General features: G+C 39.2%; 16 protein-coding genes. 6 read left to right on the top strand and 10 right to left on the bottom strand.

Annotated features, from left to right (window positions below; translation table 11 throughout):
• Window positions 1-205: 205 nt before the first annotated feature.
• Genes rhuM through KTG12_RS05380 form a run of 5 tightly spaced genes read right to left on the bottom strand, consistent with a single transcriptional unit; the run spans window position 206 to window position 4,951 of the window.
• Complete coding sequence (gene rhuM, locus KTG12_RS05360; RefSeq protein WP_087375733.1) at window positions 206-1,594, bottom strand: RhuM family protein; 1,389 nt, start codon at window positions 1,592-1,594, stop codon at window positions 206-208.
• Complete coding sequence (locus tag KTG12_RS05365; RefSeq protein ID WP_087375739.1) at window positions 1,594-2,721, bottom strand: Fic family protein; 1,128 nt, start codon at window positions 2,719-2,721, stop codon at window positions 1,594-1,596. The genes rhuM and KTG12_RS05365 overlap by 1 nt, the downstream gene beginning before the upstream one ends.
• 7 nt (window positions 2,722-2,728) lie before the next feature.
• Window positions 2,729-3,133 (bottom strand): TIR domain-containing protein, encoded by a 405-nt coding sequence (locus tag KTG12_RS05370; protein ID WP_087375732.1) that lies wholly within the window; start codon window positions 3,131-3,133, stop codon window positions 2,729-2,731.
• Between the two features lie 4 nt (window positions 3,134-3,137).
• Window positions 3,138-4,340: a tetratricopeptide repeat-containing protein gene (locus tag KTG12_RS05375; RefSeq protein ID WP_087375731.1), complete on the bottom strand. Its 1,203-nt coding sequence runs from the start codon at window positions 4,338-4,340 to the stop codon at window positions 3,138-3,140.
• Between the two features lie 11 nt (window positions 4,341-4,351).
• On the bottom strand, window positions 4,352-4,951 hold the full coding sequence (locus tag KTG12_RS05380; protein ID WP_087375730.1) for a TIR domain-containing protein: 600 nt from the start codon (window positions 4,949-4,951) through the stop codon (window positions 4,352-4,354).
• A gap of 90 nt (window positions 4,952-5,041) precedes the next feature.
• Here KTG12_RS05380 and KTG12_RS05385 point away from each other — a divergent pair, with 90 nt between their 5' ends.
• The 5 genes from KTG12_RS05385 (at window position 5,042) to KTG12_RS05405 (ending at window position 12,091) form a co-directional block, all read left to right on the top strand.
• Window positions 5,042-5,251 carry a helix-turn-helix domain-containing protein gene (locus KTG12_RS05385; RefSeq protein WP_087375729.1) on the top strand — a complete coding sequence of 70 codons (210 nt, stop codon included), beginning with the start codon at window positions 5,042-5,044 and terminating at the stop codon, window positions 5,249-5,251.
• Between the two features lie 88 nt (window positions 5,252-5,339).
• Complete coding sequence (locus KTG12_RS05390) at window positions 5,340-8,045, top strand: DEAD/DEAH box helicase family protein (protein ID WP_087375728.1); 2,706 nt, start codon at window positions 5,340-5,342, stop codon at window positions 8,043-8,045.
• Between the two features lie 4 nt (window positions 8,046-8,049).
• Entirely contained in the window at window positions 8,050-9,468 is a 1,419-nt protein-coding gene (locus KTG12_RS05395) for a class I SAM-dependent DNA methyltransferase (RefSeq protein ID WP_155143497.1), read from the top strand.
• Window positions 9,469-9,471: 3 nt separating this feature from the next.
• A complete protein-coding gene (locus KTG12_RS05400; protein WP_087375726.1) occupies window positions 9,472-10,602 on the top strand; it encodes a YhcG family protein in 1,131 nt (376 codons plus the stop codon).
• A 46-nt stretch (window positions 10,603-10,648) separates the two neighbouring features.
• On the top strand, window positions 10,649-12,091 hold the full coding sequence (locus KTG12_RS05405; RefSeq protein ID WP_117719740.1) for a restriction endonuclease subunit S: 1,443 nt from the start codon (window positions 10,649-10,651) through the stop codon (window positions 12,089-12,091).
• 30 nt (window positions 12,092-12,121) lie between these two features.
• Here KTG12_RS05405 and KTG12_RS05410 read toward each other — a convergent pair whose 3' ends face one another.
• Window positions 12,122-12,925: a tyrosine-type recombinase/integrase gene (locus tag KTG12_RS05410; protein WP_087375798.1), complete on the bottom strand. Its 804-nt coding sequence runs from the start codon at window positions 12,923-12,925 to the stop codon at window positions 12,122-12,124.
• A gap of 45 nt (window positions 12,926-12,970) precedes the next feature.
• Between KTG12_RS05410 and KTG12_RS05415 the strand changes: the two genes are divergently transcribed.
• Complete coding sequence (locus KTG12_RS05415; RefSeq protein WP_256134852.1) at window positions 12,971-13,510, top strand: restriction endonuclease subunit S; 540 nt, start codon at window positions 12,971-12,973, stop codon at window positions 13,508-13,510.
• Here the strand turns inward: KTG12_RS05415 and KTG12_RS05420 are convergent.
• From KTG12_RS05420 to KTG12_RS05435, 4 genes are read right to left on the bottom strand one after another with little or no spacing between them, the layout of a single operon-like run.
• Window positions 13,505-14,737 carry a restriction endonuclease subunit S gene (locus KTG12_RS05420; RefSeq protein WP_117719735.1) on the bottom strand — a complete coding sequence of 411 codons (1,233 nt, stop codon included), beginning with the start codon at window positions 14,735-14,737 and terminating at the stop codon, window positions 13,505-13,507. The two genes, KTG12_RS05415 and KTG12_RS05420, sit on opposite strands and share 6 nt — an antisense overlap.
• 3 nt (window positions 14,738-14,740) lie before the next feature.
• Window positions 14,741-15,139, bottom strand: coding sequence for a hypothetical protein (locus KTG12_RS05425; protein ID WP_087375712.1), 399 nt, complete (start codon window positions 15,137-15,139; stop codon window positions 14,741-14,743).
• Window positions 15,140-15,174: 35 nt separating this feature from the next.
• On the bottom strand, window positions 15,175-16,116 hold the full coding sequence (locus KTG12_RS05430) for a relaxase/mobilization nuclease domain-containing protein (protein ID WP_087375711.1): 942 nt from the start codon (window positions 16,114-16,116) through the stop codon (window positions 15,175-15,177).
• Window positions 16,106-16,414, bottom strand: a complete 309-nt coding sequence (locus tag KTG12_RS05435) for a MobC family plasmid mobilization relaxosome protein (RefSeq protein WP_087375710.1) — start codon at window positions 16,412-16,414, stop codon at window positions 16,106-16,108. The genes KTG12_RS05430 and KTG12_RS05435 overlap by 11 nt, the downstream gene beginning before the upstream one ends.
• Window positions 16,415-16,501 lie beyond the last annotated feature (87 nt).

Genomic DNA, 16,501 nt, shown 5'->3' on the forward strand with positions numbered 1-16,501 from the left:
TATACCCGAAATGGTATAATTAATATATTTGACAGAACTCCATAATGTCGAGCATCTAATATTGGATACATAGTTTGAACACCAACAGATTAAAGTCTCATGAATATCACCGGAAACAATTATTGTCTTAGTTTCGGGAAAAGATAGTGAGAATATGCCGTTATGGTTCATCTTATGTTCCTGTTAATAGTGTTTATAGATAGAATTAATCCTTACCATACCCCTCCTTCTCTTTCCATATCTTGATTTCTTTATCAAAATCCGAAAGAAACTCCTTGTCTTGTATAAAGCGAAATTTATCATATTCAGCGTATGCCTTTTCTTTCGCTTGTTCGGCAGAAATGGTGCCAGCCTCATTGTATTTGTCATACTCATATAGAGTCAGGAAATCATCCAATTGCTTTTTCCAATCTGCCATTGTGGAGATGATTTGCCGTTCGGCACGAAGTTCGGCCAAATCAAGGAATGCGGTTGATAGACGATTGAAAGCTGAGACTTCTTTGTCGGACAAGTAATTCTGGGCGATAATTGTATCCGACTTTTGGACTCTGCCGTCAGGAGCGTTTTTCCACGTGGTAAGTCCCATGTGGGGCTTTTGGGCATCTGCTCTTGAATAGATGATTTCGGTTGCCGTTTGATGGGAAGTAGCCCAATACATCATATCTTGCACCCTCTTGAAGAATTGTAGGGTGGTCTCAGCCTTAGGATCATAATCGGCACTACATTCGGCATAGACATCGGTGATTTTCTGATAATACCGACGTTCTGAAACTCGTATTTCTCGGATACGTTCTAATAGGTCGTCAAAATAATCTTTGCCAAAATGTTTGCCCTGTTTCAAGCGTTCATCATCCAATACAAATCCTTTTATGATCATTTCTTTTAGAACCGATGTAGCCCACATCCGGAATTGGCCCGCTTGATAACTGCCCACACGAAACCCAACAGCAATAACCGCATCCAAATTGTAGAACAATGTATCATCGTTCTTGCCATCAAGTTCAGTTGTTCGAATTTTTCGAATAACTGAACTCTCCTCCAATTCTCCGCTTTTGAATATCTCTTTCAGATGGTTATTGATCGTATTCGTTTCAACACCAAACAAATCGGCCATTCGCTTTTGCGACATCCAAAATGTTTCATTATTGAAGATGACCTCTATACGGCTTTCTCCTTGTTTCGTCTTGTATAGCAATATGTTGGAAGATAGACTGTTGTCTATTAATTCAGGAGTTGATATTTCTTGTTTGAAATATTCTTTTGCTATCTGTACTTGTGGCTTCTTACTATCGGCATTTTCAGCAATCATCAAACAAGCGATTCGTGATAGATGTATATTCTCCACCTTACGAAAGGAGCCGGAATTTAGTTTGACCATCTCAAACGTAGCATTAAAATGCTCGGTAGTGTTACAACCTTTCTTATTGGCTATGGCGATAGCTTTGTTTAGAGTACGATTGAATTTTTGGTATGTGCCATAGCCTAATGCGGTGCACAACTCACGAGAAGTCCAATACTCTAAACCTTTATTATCTTGCTTTTTAATCCGTTCAAAGTCGGGTTGAATAGAGGGTATATTGTTCTCGTCTATCATTATTTCATGTTATTGGAGTTATACACCGCCAATCCTTTAATCGTCAACATGTATTTCTGACGAGGATGACGGGGCTTGTCTGGGTAGAGCATAGAAACAAATCCCTCTTTTATGGCTGGATTGAGAGAGTATTCCATGAAATTTTCACGGTTCTTTAAACCTACGGCTGCCATCATCTCTTTGACTGATAATCTATTGTTTGCAAGTACCTCTATTAAACGGTTGATATTTTCATTATCTATCTGTAATGGATTATCTAAGCTTGTCGGGGTACTTGTCGGGGTACTTGTCGGGGTGGAGATACCCATGTCTTCGGGGGCATTAACCACCATGAAACGATTCCTCAATTCATTGTTTTCTCCTATCAATAGATTTCGGAAGAATCGTTCTAAATACACAGGCTCTCTTTTGATGCCTTTTTGTATGTTTTGATAATTGGCTCTAACCAAAGCATTACGGAAATACCAAGAATGATTGGCAAAAAGGTCGTTCTCGACATTGAATCCCATCGAGCGTAAATACTGGATGGTGAACACTGCTGTTGTTCGGGTATTGCCTTCTCCAAACGGATGAATCTGCCACAACCCGGATACGAATTGGGTAATATGAGTGACAATTTGGTCTATATATAATCCTGTATAATCAAACGCCTTTTCTTGTTCAAGATCATACTCTATGGCTCTGCGAATGTCGGGAGCAGATACATAAAATACCGTATCGCCACGAAGCACCCATTCTTTTTTGGTGATATTGTAATCTCTGATTTGTCCGGCAAACTTGAATACTCCATCAAATATACGCCGATGAATGGCGGTCAATCCGGCTACGGTAAAAGCAAATGAACGCTCATTCAATAGTTTGGTTATATTGGCAGAAACTTTATCCGCTTCTTCTGTTTCGTTATCCTTTTCAGTACGAATGTCTTTTGAATCGTAGTAACTCTTGATAAGTTGTTGTACTTCATCAATGGTTATGTCTCCCTCAATATGCTTGCGAGCAGTTTCAATAAGATAATCCGAGGGCTTCAAGCCATCTACCGCTTGAAGTCCTATTGCCGTTTGCCAAGCATAGCCTCTTTCACGCTTTTGCGGTTCGCCTTGCTGGATGTATTCATCGAAATTGACCATCGTAATATCATTTCGCATGTTTTCGTATAGCAGATACTATGCTTTCTGTATTCCAATGAACAATTTCGTCGGCTCTATCATTTACAATAGCAGAAATTCGCTCTTGTCCTCTTGGGATTACCCCAATAATTGGAACTCCTTTTTCTATAGCTTTGTCAAGCTCCCATTTCATCCAATCACTATATGAAGCATAGATTCCAGCGATACCTAAAACAATATCCGAAGCCGCTATTCTTTCTGAGATTCGCTGTCTTATGTAATATGTATTCATTGAATTTATAGAATCTGTTGGTGGAAATTCTGTAAATTCAACATTAAAGTACCCTCTTGATTCGAGAAGGTTTCTTAACGATTTTAAGTCATTTACATGTGACCAAGAATGACTAATGAAAATTTTATATGTTTTAGCCATGTTTTTATTTCTTTAAAATTGATTTTGTTTTCTCGAAACTATCTATTTGCCATTGTAAGGGTTGCTGGTCGTGAAATAGTCTCTCATACTTTTCAGCTTCAGCATGGTTGCCTAATGCAAGATAGGCATTAGATAAAGAAGCATATTTCCAAAGCAACTCTTCGGCTTCTGGGTCTTCAAGAGATTTCAGAATTATATCAATAATCTCAGCATATGTGAGTTTGGCTTCAACTATAGAATGTGTCTTTAGTTCTTCTGATATCTCATGCAATGATTTTATATACATACAAGTTGCATAGTTTTCACCTGTATAATAATCTTTATATTGATTCCATCCTTTTTTATATGAATCTATGGCTGAGTTAAGATAACTTTTATCGGATGTTATTTCCCATAATCTTTTATTTATTGCTCCTAAAATTCCAAGAGTTTCTGTATCTGTTTGGTTTCCTATTTTCGCCATTATTAGCATAGCATCGGTCAACGCTCTTTGTGTAGATGGTACTTCACTTTTGTAACGGCACAACGCTCGTTGTTGAATATAGTATTTTTCATTTTCTGTTTTAGAACACAATTTCTCCCACAATTGTTCTGCTTTAACAAAATCACCTTTTGCCATATTATCTTTCGCCATCTCAGTCAAAGCATAAATAGAATCTTCATTATTTTTCAATTCTCCAATGATACTGGAGATTTCTTCTTCTGAAATTTCCGGTTTTTTTATTTGATGAATGTAAGAATAAAGTGGGCTATCCGTTTTAGGCTCATTGATGACACTTTGAATTAAAGTTCGAAGCTGCGGAATACATTTCTTTGCTTCTGCTTCTGAAATTTCATTTCCTAAATGTTTGTAACTTATTATTCTATCGTGTCCAATATCAAACGGTATTTTCCCTTCATCTTCTTTAATGATTATTGTAGAATATGGACGTAATGCATGACGTACTCCTAATTCGTATATTGCATTAGGGTTAAAAGTTGATATGTCTGCAATAACAATGTCAGCGTAATATAAGAGTGCATACATACTTCTATCAATTATTCCAGATTCTACAATCTCGTCAGCGCGTATGCATTTGCATCCAGCGGATTCTACGGCAGGACGGATTATTTTTTTATACGTAGCATCTAAATCAATAGTACGGTTAGTATCTGGATCCTTTTTCTTGCCGAATCCCATTACTATAAAACATAAATTCCTTTCCATTATTTATAAATTCATTTAGGTCTAACAATTACTTCACTTGCTATAGGATGATTACGCTTATTGAATGCTTGTTCAATATAAGCGTTAGGATTACATTTGAAGTCATCCCATTTAACTAAGATGCAAAATCGATCATCTTCATCATATGCACATTTTCCGTGATTATTTAAGTAATAATTTTTACTAAATTCTTTAATAGTAGTCGCATCGTTAATAGCTACAGTATTATGACTTTTACCACAGATAGAGCATATATGTTGTCCTTTGTATATTGAATCATACATTGAAGGTAATACAACTCCTAAAATTCCGTTTCGAGTATTACCTTCGCTATTATACAATGACGCTTGTAGCTCTCTCTTTATAAATTTCTGTTCTTTCCACCCCAAAGTCTCTGCACTCTGTGCCCCAATCAAGAAGATTGTAACCGTTGAATCAGACAAATAATCTTCTCTGATTTTTCGCATAATATAGTCTTCGTCTTCAGAATTAATAGGGGTATTTAGCGACTTGTCTATCATGTCAACTTTTTCATTGGCACTCCATTTTTGTATTTCTCGTTTATACCAACTATCTTCTGTTTTAAAAGAAATATAACATTTATGTCCCATATGCTTATGTTTTTGCGTACAAAAATACAAAAAAGACCCGAATTATCGAATATAATTCACTACATTTGCACTATAAAATCATATTAAAGAATGAAACTGAATAGAATAAAGACTGTTTTATCCGAAAAAGGTATTTCTCAAACGTGGTTAGCTAAACAGCTCAACAAGAGTTTTAGTATGGTCAATGCCTATGCCTGTAATAGAATTCAGCCTAATTTGGAAACCTTGCAACAGATTGCGGAGATATTACAAGTTGATTTGAAAGATTTGATAACCGATAAAAAGGAAAGGTTACAATAGTATTTAATTAGGTTGGGAGGATCGGAGACCTTTTGCAGTTTATTGCAGATGTATCTATGAACTTCCGATAATATACAATATTAAGAACATGACTCCTGAAGAAAAAGCAAGAATAAAGATAGACCAGTGGTTTACTGATGCAGGTTGGGAAGTTGTCAATAGGGATGCTTATGAACCTACTTGTACGGCTGTAGCTATAAGAGAAGGTTTATTGAAAGGAAATCTTGAAGCAGATTATTTCCTTTTTATTAATGGGAAAGCAGTGGGCGTGCTTGAGGCTAAACGTGAAGAAACGGATGCTTTTGCTTCAAAAGTATGCGAGCAAGCGGCCTTATACGCAAGAAGTGTTCCGAATATCTATCAGACATACCAAAAGCCATTGCCTTTTATCTTTACCTCGAATGGCAAGGAACTATATTTCTGCGATTTTCGTGAACCGGATTCTTATTTCAAGCCGATAATGGCTATCCCTACGCCACATGAATTGGTTAAGAAACTGGGGATTGAGGATACATTTGCCGGACTTCCAACATTGAAAAAGAAAGGGCTTCGTGATTGTCAATATGAAGCGGTAACAGAACTTGAAAAGAGTTTCCGTGCTGGGCAAAATCGAGCGTTGATGGTTCTTGCCACCGGTGCGGGTAAAACATATACGGCTTGTCTTGCTGCCTACCGAATGCTTTCTTATACACCCATGCGTAGAGTGTTGTTTCTTGTTGACCGAAATAATCTTGGAAAACAAGCCGAGGGAGAATTCGGAACTTTTCGTCTGACAGAGAACGGGGATGCTTTCAATACTATCTTTACGGTCAATCGTCTTCGCTCGTCTTCTATCCCTTCTGATAGCAATGTCGTTATTTCTACAATACAACGTCTATTCTCATTCTTGAAAGGAGAAACTATTGAGGATAACGATAACGATGATGAGAACGAACCAGCAGAGGAGGTAACCTTGCCTCCTAATCCCAACTTACCGCACGATTACTTTGATATGATTATCATAGACGAGTGCCATCGCTCCATTTATGGGAACTGGCGCAAGGTGTTGGAGTATTTCGATACGGCTCGACTTGTCGGTTTGACAGCAACCCCGATTGAAGAGACAAAGAAATTCTTTAACTATAATATCATTGTCAATTATACCTTAGAAAAGAGTATCGTTGATGGTGTGAATGTGGATTGTAGGGTGTATCGAATAAAAACGCAAGTTACGGAAACTGGGGGAGCTATATTAGAGGGTGAGAGAGTAAAGGAAGAAACGAGATATACGGGTGAGGTTAAGACTGTGAGAAACAAGGAAACCAAAACCTACACCAATAAAGAACTTAATCGGAGTGTCATTAATCCGGCACAGATAAAGTTAATCCTTTCAACCTATTGGGATGTGGTTTATACAGAATTGTTTAATGACCCGCAACGTGAGCCGAATATGGACTATTTACCTAAAACCTTGATATTTGCTCTCAATGAAGCTCACGCCACAAATATCGTACAGATAGCTAAAGAGGTGTTCGGACGGACTGACGACCGCTTTGTTCAGAAAATCACTTATTCAGCAGGCGATAGTAACGAACTGATACGCCAATTCCGTAATGACAAGGATTTCCGTATTGCTGTCACCTGTACGTTGGTTGCCACCGGAACAGATGTAAAGCCACTGGAAGTGGTAATGTTCATGCGTGATGTGGAGTCATTGCCTTTGTATATTCAGATGAAAGGGCGTGGAGTGCGTACTATTGGTGATGAGCAACTTCGCAATGTTACCCCGAACGCATTCAGCAAGGATTGTTTTTATTTGGTTGATGCGGTAGGCGTGACAGAACATGCGCAAACAGTGGCACCTATAGACGACGGTCCTACAACAAAGACAATTACGTTGAAGGAGCTGTTAGAACGTATTAGTCATGGCTATATTCCTGATGAATACCTTAAACGGCTTGCGGCAACGCTTGCACGAATATACAATAAAGCGGATGATTCGCAACGGAAAGAGTTTGTCCGTCTGTCTCATGATGACATGAAGGAGCTTTCTGCCAGAATATACGATGCACTGGAGAAAGGCATTCTTCCACAGTTTGTAAGCACTGATGAGCCTAACAATGAACGTAAGGGGCTAGTCGCTCCGCTTGCCAATCATGCGGATGCCCGGAAATACCTTCTGATACTTGCAGCCGGATTCGTCAATACATTGATGCCGGGTGAAGATACGCTTATCTCCAAAGGGTTTTCCATTGAGGAAGCAAAAAATACGACAGAGGCTTTTGAAGATTTTTGTAAAAAATACTATGACGAAATAGAGGCACTGCGCATCATTTACAACAATGAGGGAGAGCCTATAACCTATTCGATGCTAAAGGATTTGGAGAACAGACTCAAAATGGCAAACAATCATTTTACATCCAAACAACTCTGGAACTCTTATGCCATAGTTAATCCTAAAGTAGTAAGGCGTTCCACTACCAAAGAAGAAAGCGATGCATTGACCAATATCATACAACTTGTACGCTTTGCTTTCCACCAAATCGAACGATTGGATAGTGTAGTTACTACCTCTAAACAGTTTTTCAATCTTTGGTTAGGACAAAACCAGCGTGAAATAACAGACAAACAGCGAGAGGTTATCAGTTGTATTGTGGATTATATTGCTTCTAATGGAGCTTGTACGGTCAGGGATATTCGTGAAGATGATGCTACCCATGCAGCCCAAATGATTAGAGCGTTTGGTAATATGCAGAAGGCAGACGAGGCACTTCATTCACTTTACACATTTGTAGTTTTAAGAAAAGCAGCATAAAGAAATGGCAACAAATAATACAACAGAGCAATCGCTCACCAAAAAAGTATGGAATCTGGCAACCACTCTTGCCGGACAAGGCATTGGATTCACTGATTATATTACCCAACTGACCTATCTTTTATTCTTGAAGATGGATGTCGAAAATGTAGAAATGTTTGGAGAAGAGTCGGCTATTCCAACTGGTTATCAGTGGGCAGATTTGATAGCACTTGATGGTCTGGATTTGGTAAAACAATATGAAGAGACCCTTAAATTGCTTAGCGAGCAGGATAATCTGATAGGTACAATTTATACGAAGGCACAAAACAAGATAGACAAACCTGTTTATCTAAAAAAAGTTATCACCATGATTGATGAGGAGCAATGGCTCATTATGGACGGTGATGTGAAAGGTGCTATCTACGAAAGTATTCTTGAAAAGAATGGGCAAGACAAGAAAAGCGGTGCAGGACAGTATTTTACTCCTCGTCCACTTATTCAGGCAATGGTAGATTGTATCAATCCGCAAATGGGTGAAACGGTTTGTGACCCGGCTTGTGGAACGGGTGGATTCTTGCTTACAGCTTACGATTATATGAAAGGTCAGTCAGCAAGTAAAGAAAAACGTGATTTCTTGCGTGACAAAGCTTTGCATGGTGTGGATAATACGCCTTTAGTGGTGACGCTCGCTTCCATGAATCTTTATTTGCATGGTATCGGTACAGACCGTAGTCCGATTGTTTGTGAGAATTCTTTGGAAAAAGAACCGTCAACTCTTGTTGATGTGATACTTGCCAATCCTCCTTTTGGAACTCGTCCGGCTGGTTCTGTGGACATCAACCGCCCGGATTTCTATGTAGAAACCAAGAATAACCAGTTAAACTTTCTCCAGCACATGATGCTTATGCTCAAAACCGGAGGACGTGCTGCTGTGGTGCTTCCCGACAATGTCCTTTTTGAGGCAGGGGCAGGTGAAACTATTCGCAAACGCTTATTGCAAGATTTCAATCTACATACTATCTTGCGCTTGCCTACAGGTATTTTCTATGCGCAAGGCGTAAAAGCCAACGTGTTGTTTTTCAGCAAAGGACACCCAACCAAAGAAATATGGTTTTACGATTACCGTACAGACATAAAGCATACGCTTGCCACCAACAAACTGGAACGGCATCATTTGGATGATTTTGTTTCTTGCTACAATAATCGAGTAGAGACCTACGATGCCGAGAATAATCCGCAAGGTCGTTGGCGTAAATACCCTGTAGATGAAATTATTGCCAGAGACAAAACAAGTCTTGACATTACTTGGATAAAACAAGGTGGTGAGGTGGACGACCGTTCATTGGCAGAACTGATGGCAGACATCAAGGATAAGAGCCAGACCATCAGTAGAGCGGTGACTGAACTTGAAAAACTGCTTGCAAATATTGAAGAAAATTGAGCTATGCGAAAAGATATTAGCACAAATGATAAAGATATAAACGATCTGTTCTTAAAGGTTGTTGACCTTGTCACGCAGGCAAGGGAACGTGTGGCAACAGCCGTCAATATTGCTGAGGTCTATACTAAGTTCCATATTGGACAATATATAGTAGAATATGAGCAAAAGGGAGAGACAAGAGCCGAATACGGAAAGGCTGTACTGAAAGAACTCTCTAAACGTCTGACTGATAGGCTGGGAGATGGATGGTCGTATTCAACGCTTAAGAATATACGGCAGTTTTATATTGTCTTTTCTAAAGGGCTAACCAGTGGTTGTCCAAAGTCGAGCCAAAAGGCTAACCAGTGGTTAGCCGATTATCCGAAGGCAGAGGAACATCTTTCTGAAACGACATTCGCTCTCTCATGGTCTCATTATCTTATACTGATGAGGGTGGAAAATCCGGATGCCCGCAGCTTCTATGAAATAGAATGTACCCAACAACAATGGTCTAAAAGGCAACTCAGCCGTCAAGTAGGAAGCTGTCTTTATGAGAGATTGGCTTTGAGTCGTAACAAAGATGAAGTAATGCGGTTGGCGAAAGAAGGACAAACTATTGGGAAACCATCGGACATCATCAAGAATCCCATCACATTAGAGTTTCTTGGTCTAAAACCCGATGCAGTTTACTCAGAGTCTAAATTGGAGAATGCCATTATCAACAAGATGCAGCAATTCCTATTAGAACTTGGCAAAGGGTTCCTCTTTGAAGCAAGGCAGAAAAGGTTCACATTTGATGAGCAACATTTCTTTGTTGACTTGGTGTTTTACAATCGTTTGTTACAATGCTATGTGCTTATAGATTTGAAAATAGACAAACTTACTCACCAAGACCTTGGACAGATGCAGATGTATGTCAACTATTACGACCGCTATGTCAAACAAGACTTTGAAAAGCCGACAATTGGCATTCTGTTGTGCCGGGAGAAGAACGATGCACTTGTGGAACTCACCTTGCCTAAAGATACTAACATCTATGCTTCTGCTTATCAACTCTATCTCCCCAACAAGGCTTTATTGCAAGCCAAGGTGAAGGAATGGATTGAAGAGTTTGAAGAAAATGAGGAATTAAAGAAACTGGAAGAAAATGAATAGTAATTGTGCAGTTTTTGGCTGCACAATTACAAACAGATATACAACAATGGATACAAAAGCGTTACGTCAAAAGATACTCGACCTTGCGATACATGGAAAACTTGTACCGCAAGACCCTAACGATGAACCTGCATCAGTTCTGCTCGAACGAATCAAGGCTGAAAAAGAACGACTGATAAAAGAAGGAAAAATCAAGCGGAGCAAGAAGTCTGCAAAGACTTCTGATACGCCCCATTATGAGAACGTGCCGTTTGAAGTGCCGAGTTCATGGGTGTGGTGCAGGTTAGATGATATTGTTAGTTTTCAAGGTGGTTATGCCTATAAAAGTAATACATATGTTAATCAATCTGATTGGCAAGTTATAAGAATTGGGAATGTCAAGAATGACAATCTGATACTTGATATACAGCCCGTGTTTGTTGAAGATGTAATCGGTAAGACAACAGAAAAATACTTGTTGAAAAAGGACGATATTCTATTCACGATGACAGGGACAAAAGGGAAACGAGATTACTTCTACACGGCAAAAGTCCCATCAATTAAAAAGAATTTACTTCTGAATCAACGTGTTGGTTGTCTTAGATGTTTTTCTTCAGAAATCAATATAGATTTCTTATGTCTTGTATTGAAAGGAGAATATGTGTTAGATGCGATATTTTCCACAGAAACAGGAAATGTTAGTCAAGGTAACATTGGTTCAGAAAGTACCTTGAATTTGAATATTGCCATACCTCCCCTTACAGAACAACATCGTATTGTAGTAGAAATAGAGAAATGGTTTGCTTTAATTGACCAAATAGAACAAGGTAAATCAGATTTGCAAAGCACTATCAAGCAAACAAAAAGCAAAATTCTTGACCTTGCCATTCACGGCAAACTCGTACCGCAAGATCCGAATGATGAACCGGCAAGCGAACTTTTGAAGCGTATAAATCCCAATTTTACACCTTGTGATAACGGGCATTATCCCGCAGGATGGCAACAAACAATTTTAGGGGAACTTTTTAATCATAATACAGGTAAAGCCCTTAATTCAGTCAACAGGGACGGTGTAATGAAAGATTATTTGACTACTTCAAATGTGTATTGGAATAAGTTTGATTTTACAGTGATAAAGCAAATGTCTTTCAAAGAGAGTGAATTAGATAAATGCACTGTAACAAAGGGGGATTTACTTGTGTGTGAAGGCGGCGATATTGGACGCTCTGCAATTTGGAACTATGATTACGATATTTGCATTCAAAATCACATTCATAGACTTCGTCCAAAGATTGATTTATGTGTACCATTTTACTACTATACATTGGCGTATTTAAAAGAGAACAATTTGATAGGAGGGAAAGGTATAGGATTACTTGGACTATCTTCTAATGCTTTGCATAAAATTGAAATACCACTACCTCCTCTTGCCGAGCAACAACGCATTGTTCAAAAGATAAAAAAACTATTCTCTGTTCTTGATAATATTCAAAAAGCCTTAGAAGTGTAAATCAATACACTTCTAAGGGCTAATGCGGCTTTACCAGTTTACGACCTTATCCACAATCTTCTGCTGTTCGCTAGCAGTTCTACGAAGATAGATTCGAGTGGTTTCTATACTCTCATGCCCCATAAGGTCGGCTAGTAGAGCAAGGTCATTAAAGCGGTCGAGGAAGTTTTTAGCAAAACGATGACGGAATGAATGAGGATAAACTACTTCCTTGTTCATTCCGTATTTTTCGGCAAAATGCTTGAGTTGGGAAGCAATTCCACGAGTAGTAATGCGCTGCCCGAAACGGTTCAGGAAGATATAGCCAGATGTCAGGCCTTGATTCTTCAACCATTTATCGGCTTCTGTTCGTAGGTTCTTTGGGATGTATAGCCGTCGAATCTTTCCACCTTTACTATACAGGTCGAGATAACCCACCTTGATATGTTCCGCTTTAATGTGGAGCAATTCACTAACACGTGCGCCTGTAGCAGCCATAAACCACACGATAAAATACCATTCATCGTAACCATCGGCTTTAAGTTGGGCTTTGAGAAATTTGTAATCGGCATCGCTGATTACATTTTCCAAAAAGTTCTTTTGCTGTACTTTTACGAACTTCACTTTTAGTTTCTCCTGTTTTATAAACTCTAGGAACTTGTTGATTCCTTGTAAGCGCAGGTTCACTGTCTGCGGTTTGAAGTTCTCCACCAAATACCCCTTGTATGCCAAAAGATTTTTCTTGTTCACTTCTCCATAATGATTGAGGAAATACTGCACCGTCCACACATAAGAGGAGACTGTGTTTTTGGCCAAATTACTCTTTGCCAATTGATTTTTGAATTTTGTTACCATACTACATTGAATTAGAATGAATATGGTAATAATATAAAGGTACGTATCGGGCATTATACGAACTTACCGAAAGGATGGGCTATATGCAAGTTATCTGATTTGTGTAGAATTGAGAATGGCTTTGCTTTCAGCAGCAATGATTATAAGTCACAAGGAATACCATTAGTTCGTATATCGAATATCACTCATAATACTATAGATATAACTGACTGTGTTTATGTTGAGGGCATTACGGACAATAAATTTAAGATTTCGAAAGGAGATTTGCTGATTGCCATGTCTGGAGCAACAACAGGAAAAATGGGAGTATATTTGTTTGATGAAATAGCATACCTAAATCAACGTGTAGGAAATATCAAAATCTTAAACAAGTCCTCATTGTTTCCCGATTATCGAAATATTTATATGCAATCGAAAGTTGATGAAATACTAAAAATTGCATATGGAGGAGCACAGCCTAATATCAGTGCTTCTGTTATTGGTAATTTTGATTTTCCCTTACCACCATATAAAGAACAGATACGAATTGTAGAGACTGTTCAAAGAATTTTTGACCAATTAGATACTATCACGGAGAGCCTATAAACTCTCCGTGATCAAATCCAGTTGTTTAAACGCAATATTTATTGCCATTACAATCCTTTGTTGTTCCTTGTAAGATGGAATAGGAACTTCTATTGCTTTGAATAATTTCTTATTCAAGTGGGGAATGGCAGAACCAACCTTGCTTTCTCGCAAGACTTTCCTATGCAAGTTGATAATTTGTAGTACATATTCTTCGTTCATATTTTCGTTGATAAGTAACTGTTTGAAAGTACTACCTTGATAACCGTCAATCGGAGTCCTAAATACCTCACCAGAGTTCTCGCCATCTACTAAAATCAAAAGTGAATTTGCAGTAACATACTTTCCAGAAGTCAAAGTCTTGGCATCACGCTCACCTCGCAAATATTTGACATCAAGATTTGTTCGTTCTATGCCATTTTGCTTATCACCATCAACCAAAGAGCATAGTACTTGCATCGGTGCAACAGTCCATCCTTCGGGCAACTGCGTATAATGCCCGTTATCACAAGGTGTAAAGCCGGGATTTATACGTTTCAAGAGTTCAATGGCTGGTTCATCATTCGGATCTTGCGATACGAGTTTTCCATGAATGGCAAGGTCAAGAATTTTGTTTTTGGTTTGCTTGATAATGTTTTGCAAATCATTTTTCCCATTCTCGATAATATCAATTAACGAGAACCATCTTTCTATTTCAGCTACAATACGCTGTTGCTCTAGAAATGGAGGTAAAGGGATATAGGTCTTTACTATTATTTCTTTTGAAATGTTCGGTTGGGCTCCGCCACCACCTTTTGCGATGAATGCTGTTCTTTGAGACAAAAGGAAATAAAACAAAAACATTGGGTCGATAGCATCGTATTCAATACAAGCACAACATGCTTGGTTTGTTGTTGCCGGGAATGTAAGAATACCCAGTTTGCCAATCGTCGCTCCATACATTGCAATTAAAACACTTCCTACAGGATTTAATTTTGCAGAAGAATTCACGACTGCTTCTTCTGTAATAAATTCAGGAATATGAGTAATATATCCATCGTTTAAGTCTCCAGTTTTAAGCCAAGGTATATTCCCACCATAATATGATTTATTTGAACGGCTAGGTGTTCCGCCTGATTGCCAAGTACCGATAACTCCCAAAGTTGTCCACATCCATCCCTCCGGCACTTCAAACGGCACGTTCTCATAATGGGGCGTATCGGAAAGAGAAAAGGAGAGGAAAAATCCCCTCCTTAACTTAAAGACCATGTATCAGATATTTAAATCTTTCAGTGCTAGTGCATAATTGGGACAAAAACCGTCCATTATACACTTTAAACCAAGTGTCTGATAGTACTTGTGGTCATCATCTTCGGTACATAGGTATTTGTAACCATAGCGTGGCATGTACTCCTTGAAGAACCGAGCCAAGTCTTTCAGGCTTTCTTCTTGGTTCTTTTTGAAATTACTGCGCACAATGATGATAGACCAGTCGGGAAAGTTGCCTCTTCCACAGCTATACTCCCAGAAGCGGATATAGCAGTCTAAATCACGTTCACGAATGTCCACACAAAAGCCGTTGGCATGGGACATCACGCTACAGCTTTCTCTGTAGCCAAATTTCTCACACAAGTAGAGATTGAAATCAAGAATTAAATCTTTTTGTACCATAAATAATTGGGTTTTAAAAATTAATAAATAGAGAATTATAAATGAAAGCCTCGCTTACGCTTAGCCTTTTTCTTTTTCATTAGGCGATTGAACTCTGCTTCTTCTGCGGCAGTGGCATCGTAGGATGAGCTACCGTTTAGCAAACCGAGACTGATGCCAAAGCTATCATCGGAATGGGAAACGCTTTGCTGTACCTCTTCTTTTTGTTGTTTGGATTCCTGTTTGGCAGACTCCAACAAAGATGCACAAGCATTCTCTTCCAGTCGGTTGTCGATATTCAAGTAGCTGAACTCTCGACCTACTTTTGAGCCGGAGAAAGAAAAGCCGTTATGTTCAAACTTGACACCTTGTATTTCCCGTGTAGTCCGGCTGACTTTGAATTTCATATCAATCTCCCGGTCGGCAAGCGCATCTTTCAAATTATCCCAACTATGAGCTGTGGGCAGTTCTTCTTTCAATGCCTTGTATATCTCGTGCTTTGCCTTATCGTATGGGCGCAAGCGTTCCTCTTTGATATGGTCTTTACCATTGGCAAAGTGCAAGCGATATTTGGCGGTCAACATTTTGCAAACTTTCTCATTCCTGCGAAAATCATTCTTGTCGCTAATCGTCTTGCCATCATTGTCCACTCGGTTGAAAACGATATGGCAATGCGGATGCTCACGGTCGATATGCCGGGCAATGATGTATTGCGTATTTTCGATGCCCATCAGTTTCATATAGTCGTGGGCGATTTGCAACATCAACGCATCATCAGACTTCAAGCATTCGCCATCTTCAGGAGAGAAGTTGAGCGAGGTGTGTCCGACAATATTCTTTACCTTGTCGTTGAGCAACGCCTGTAATTCAAATTGCTCCGCCATCTGTTCGGGTGAGCCATTCACTCCGACAGCTTCCAGCAATTTGGATTTCTCCTCTTTGAGGACATAGCGGACACAGCCACTGAACGATGTCCCTTTGGTCTGCTTACCTATCATCTTTCAGTTGCTTTATGAGTTGGTTAATACGCTGCGCCATCTCCTCGCATCTTTCGGCAACAGCAAAGAATCCGTAGGTGTTTGCCTGCTTCGCCAATTGGTTAAGATTGGTGCTTTCACCTATCAACTGACGGATGATGTGGATATGCTCTTTCGTGATTCGTTCACGTACTGTTCCGCTCTCAATGAGCGAACGGATGACTGCGCTTTGGGTCTGCTTGCTCCGTCTGCAAAGCGCACCGAGCCATGCGAATTGGTCGTATGACAGACGGAGAGTTATCGTATATTTCTTTTCCATTTGGAATTGCTTTTAGTGAATAATTTGTGACCATCGGGAGCTGCCTCCTCAGACTTTTTGAGGAGCAAGTGGTCGGGAAATGTAATA

The sequence above is a fragment of the Parabacteroides sp. MSK.9.14 genome (assembly GCF_019041495.1).
In the GTDB taxonomy this organism is placed as follows: domain Bacteria; phylum Bacteroidota; class Bacteroidia; order Bacteroidales; family Tannerellaceae; genus Parabacteroides; species Parabacteroides merdae.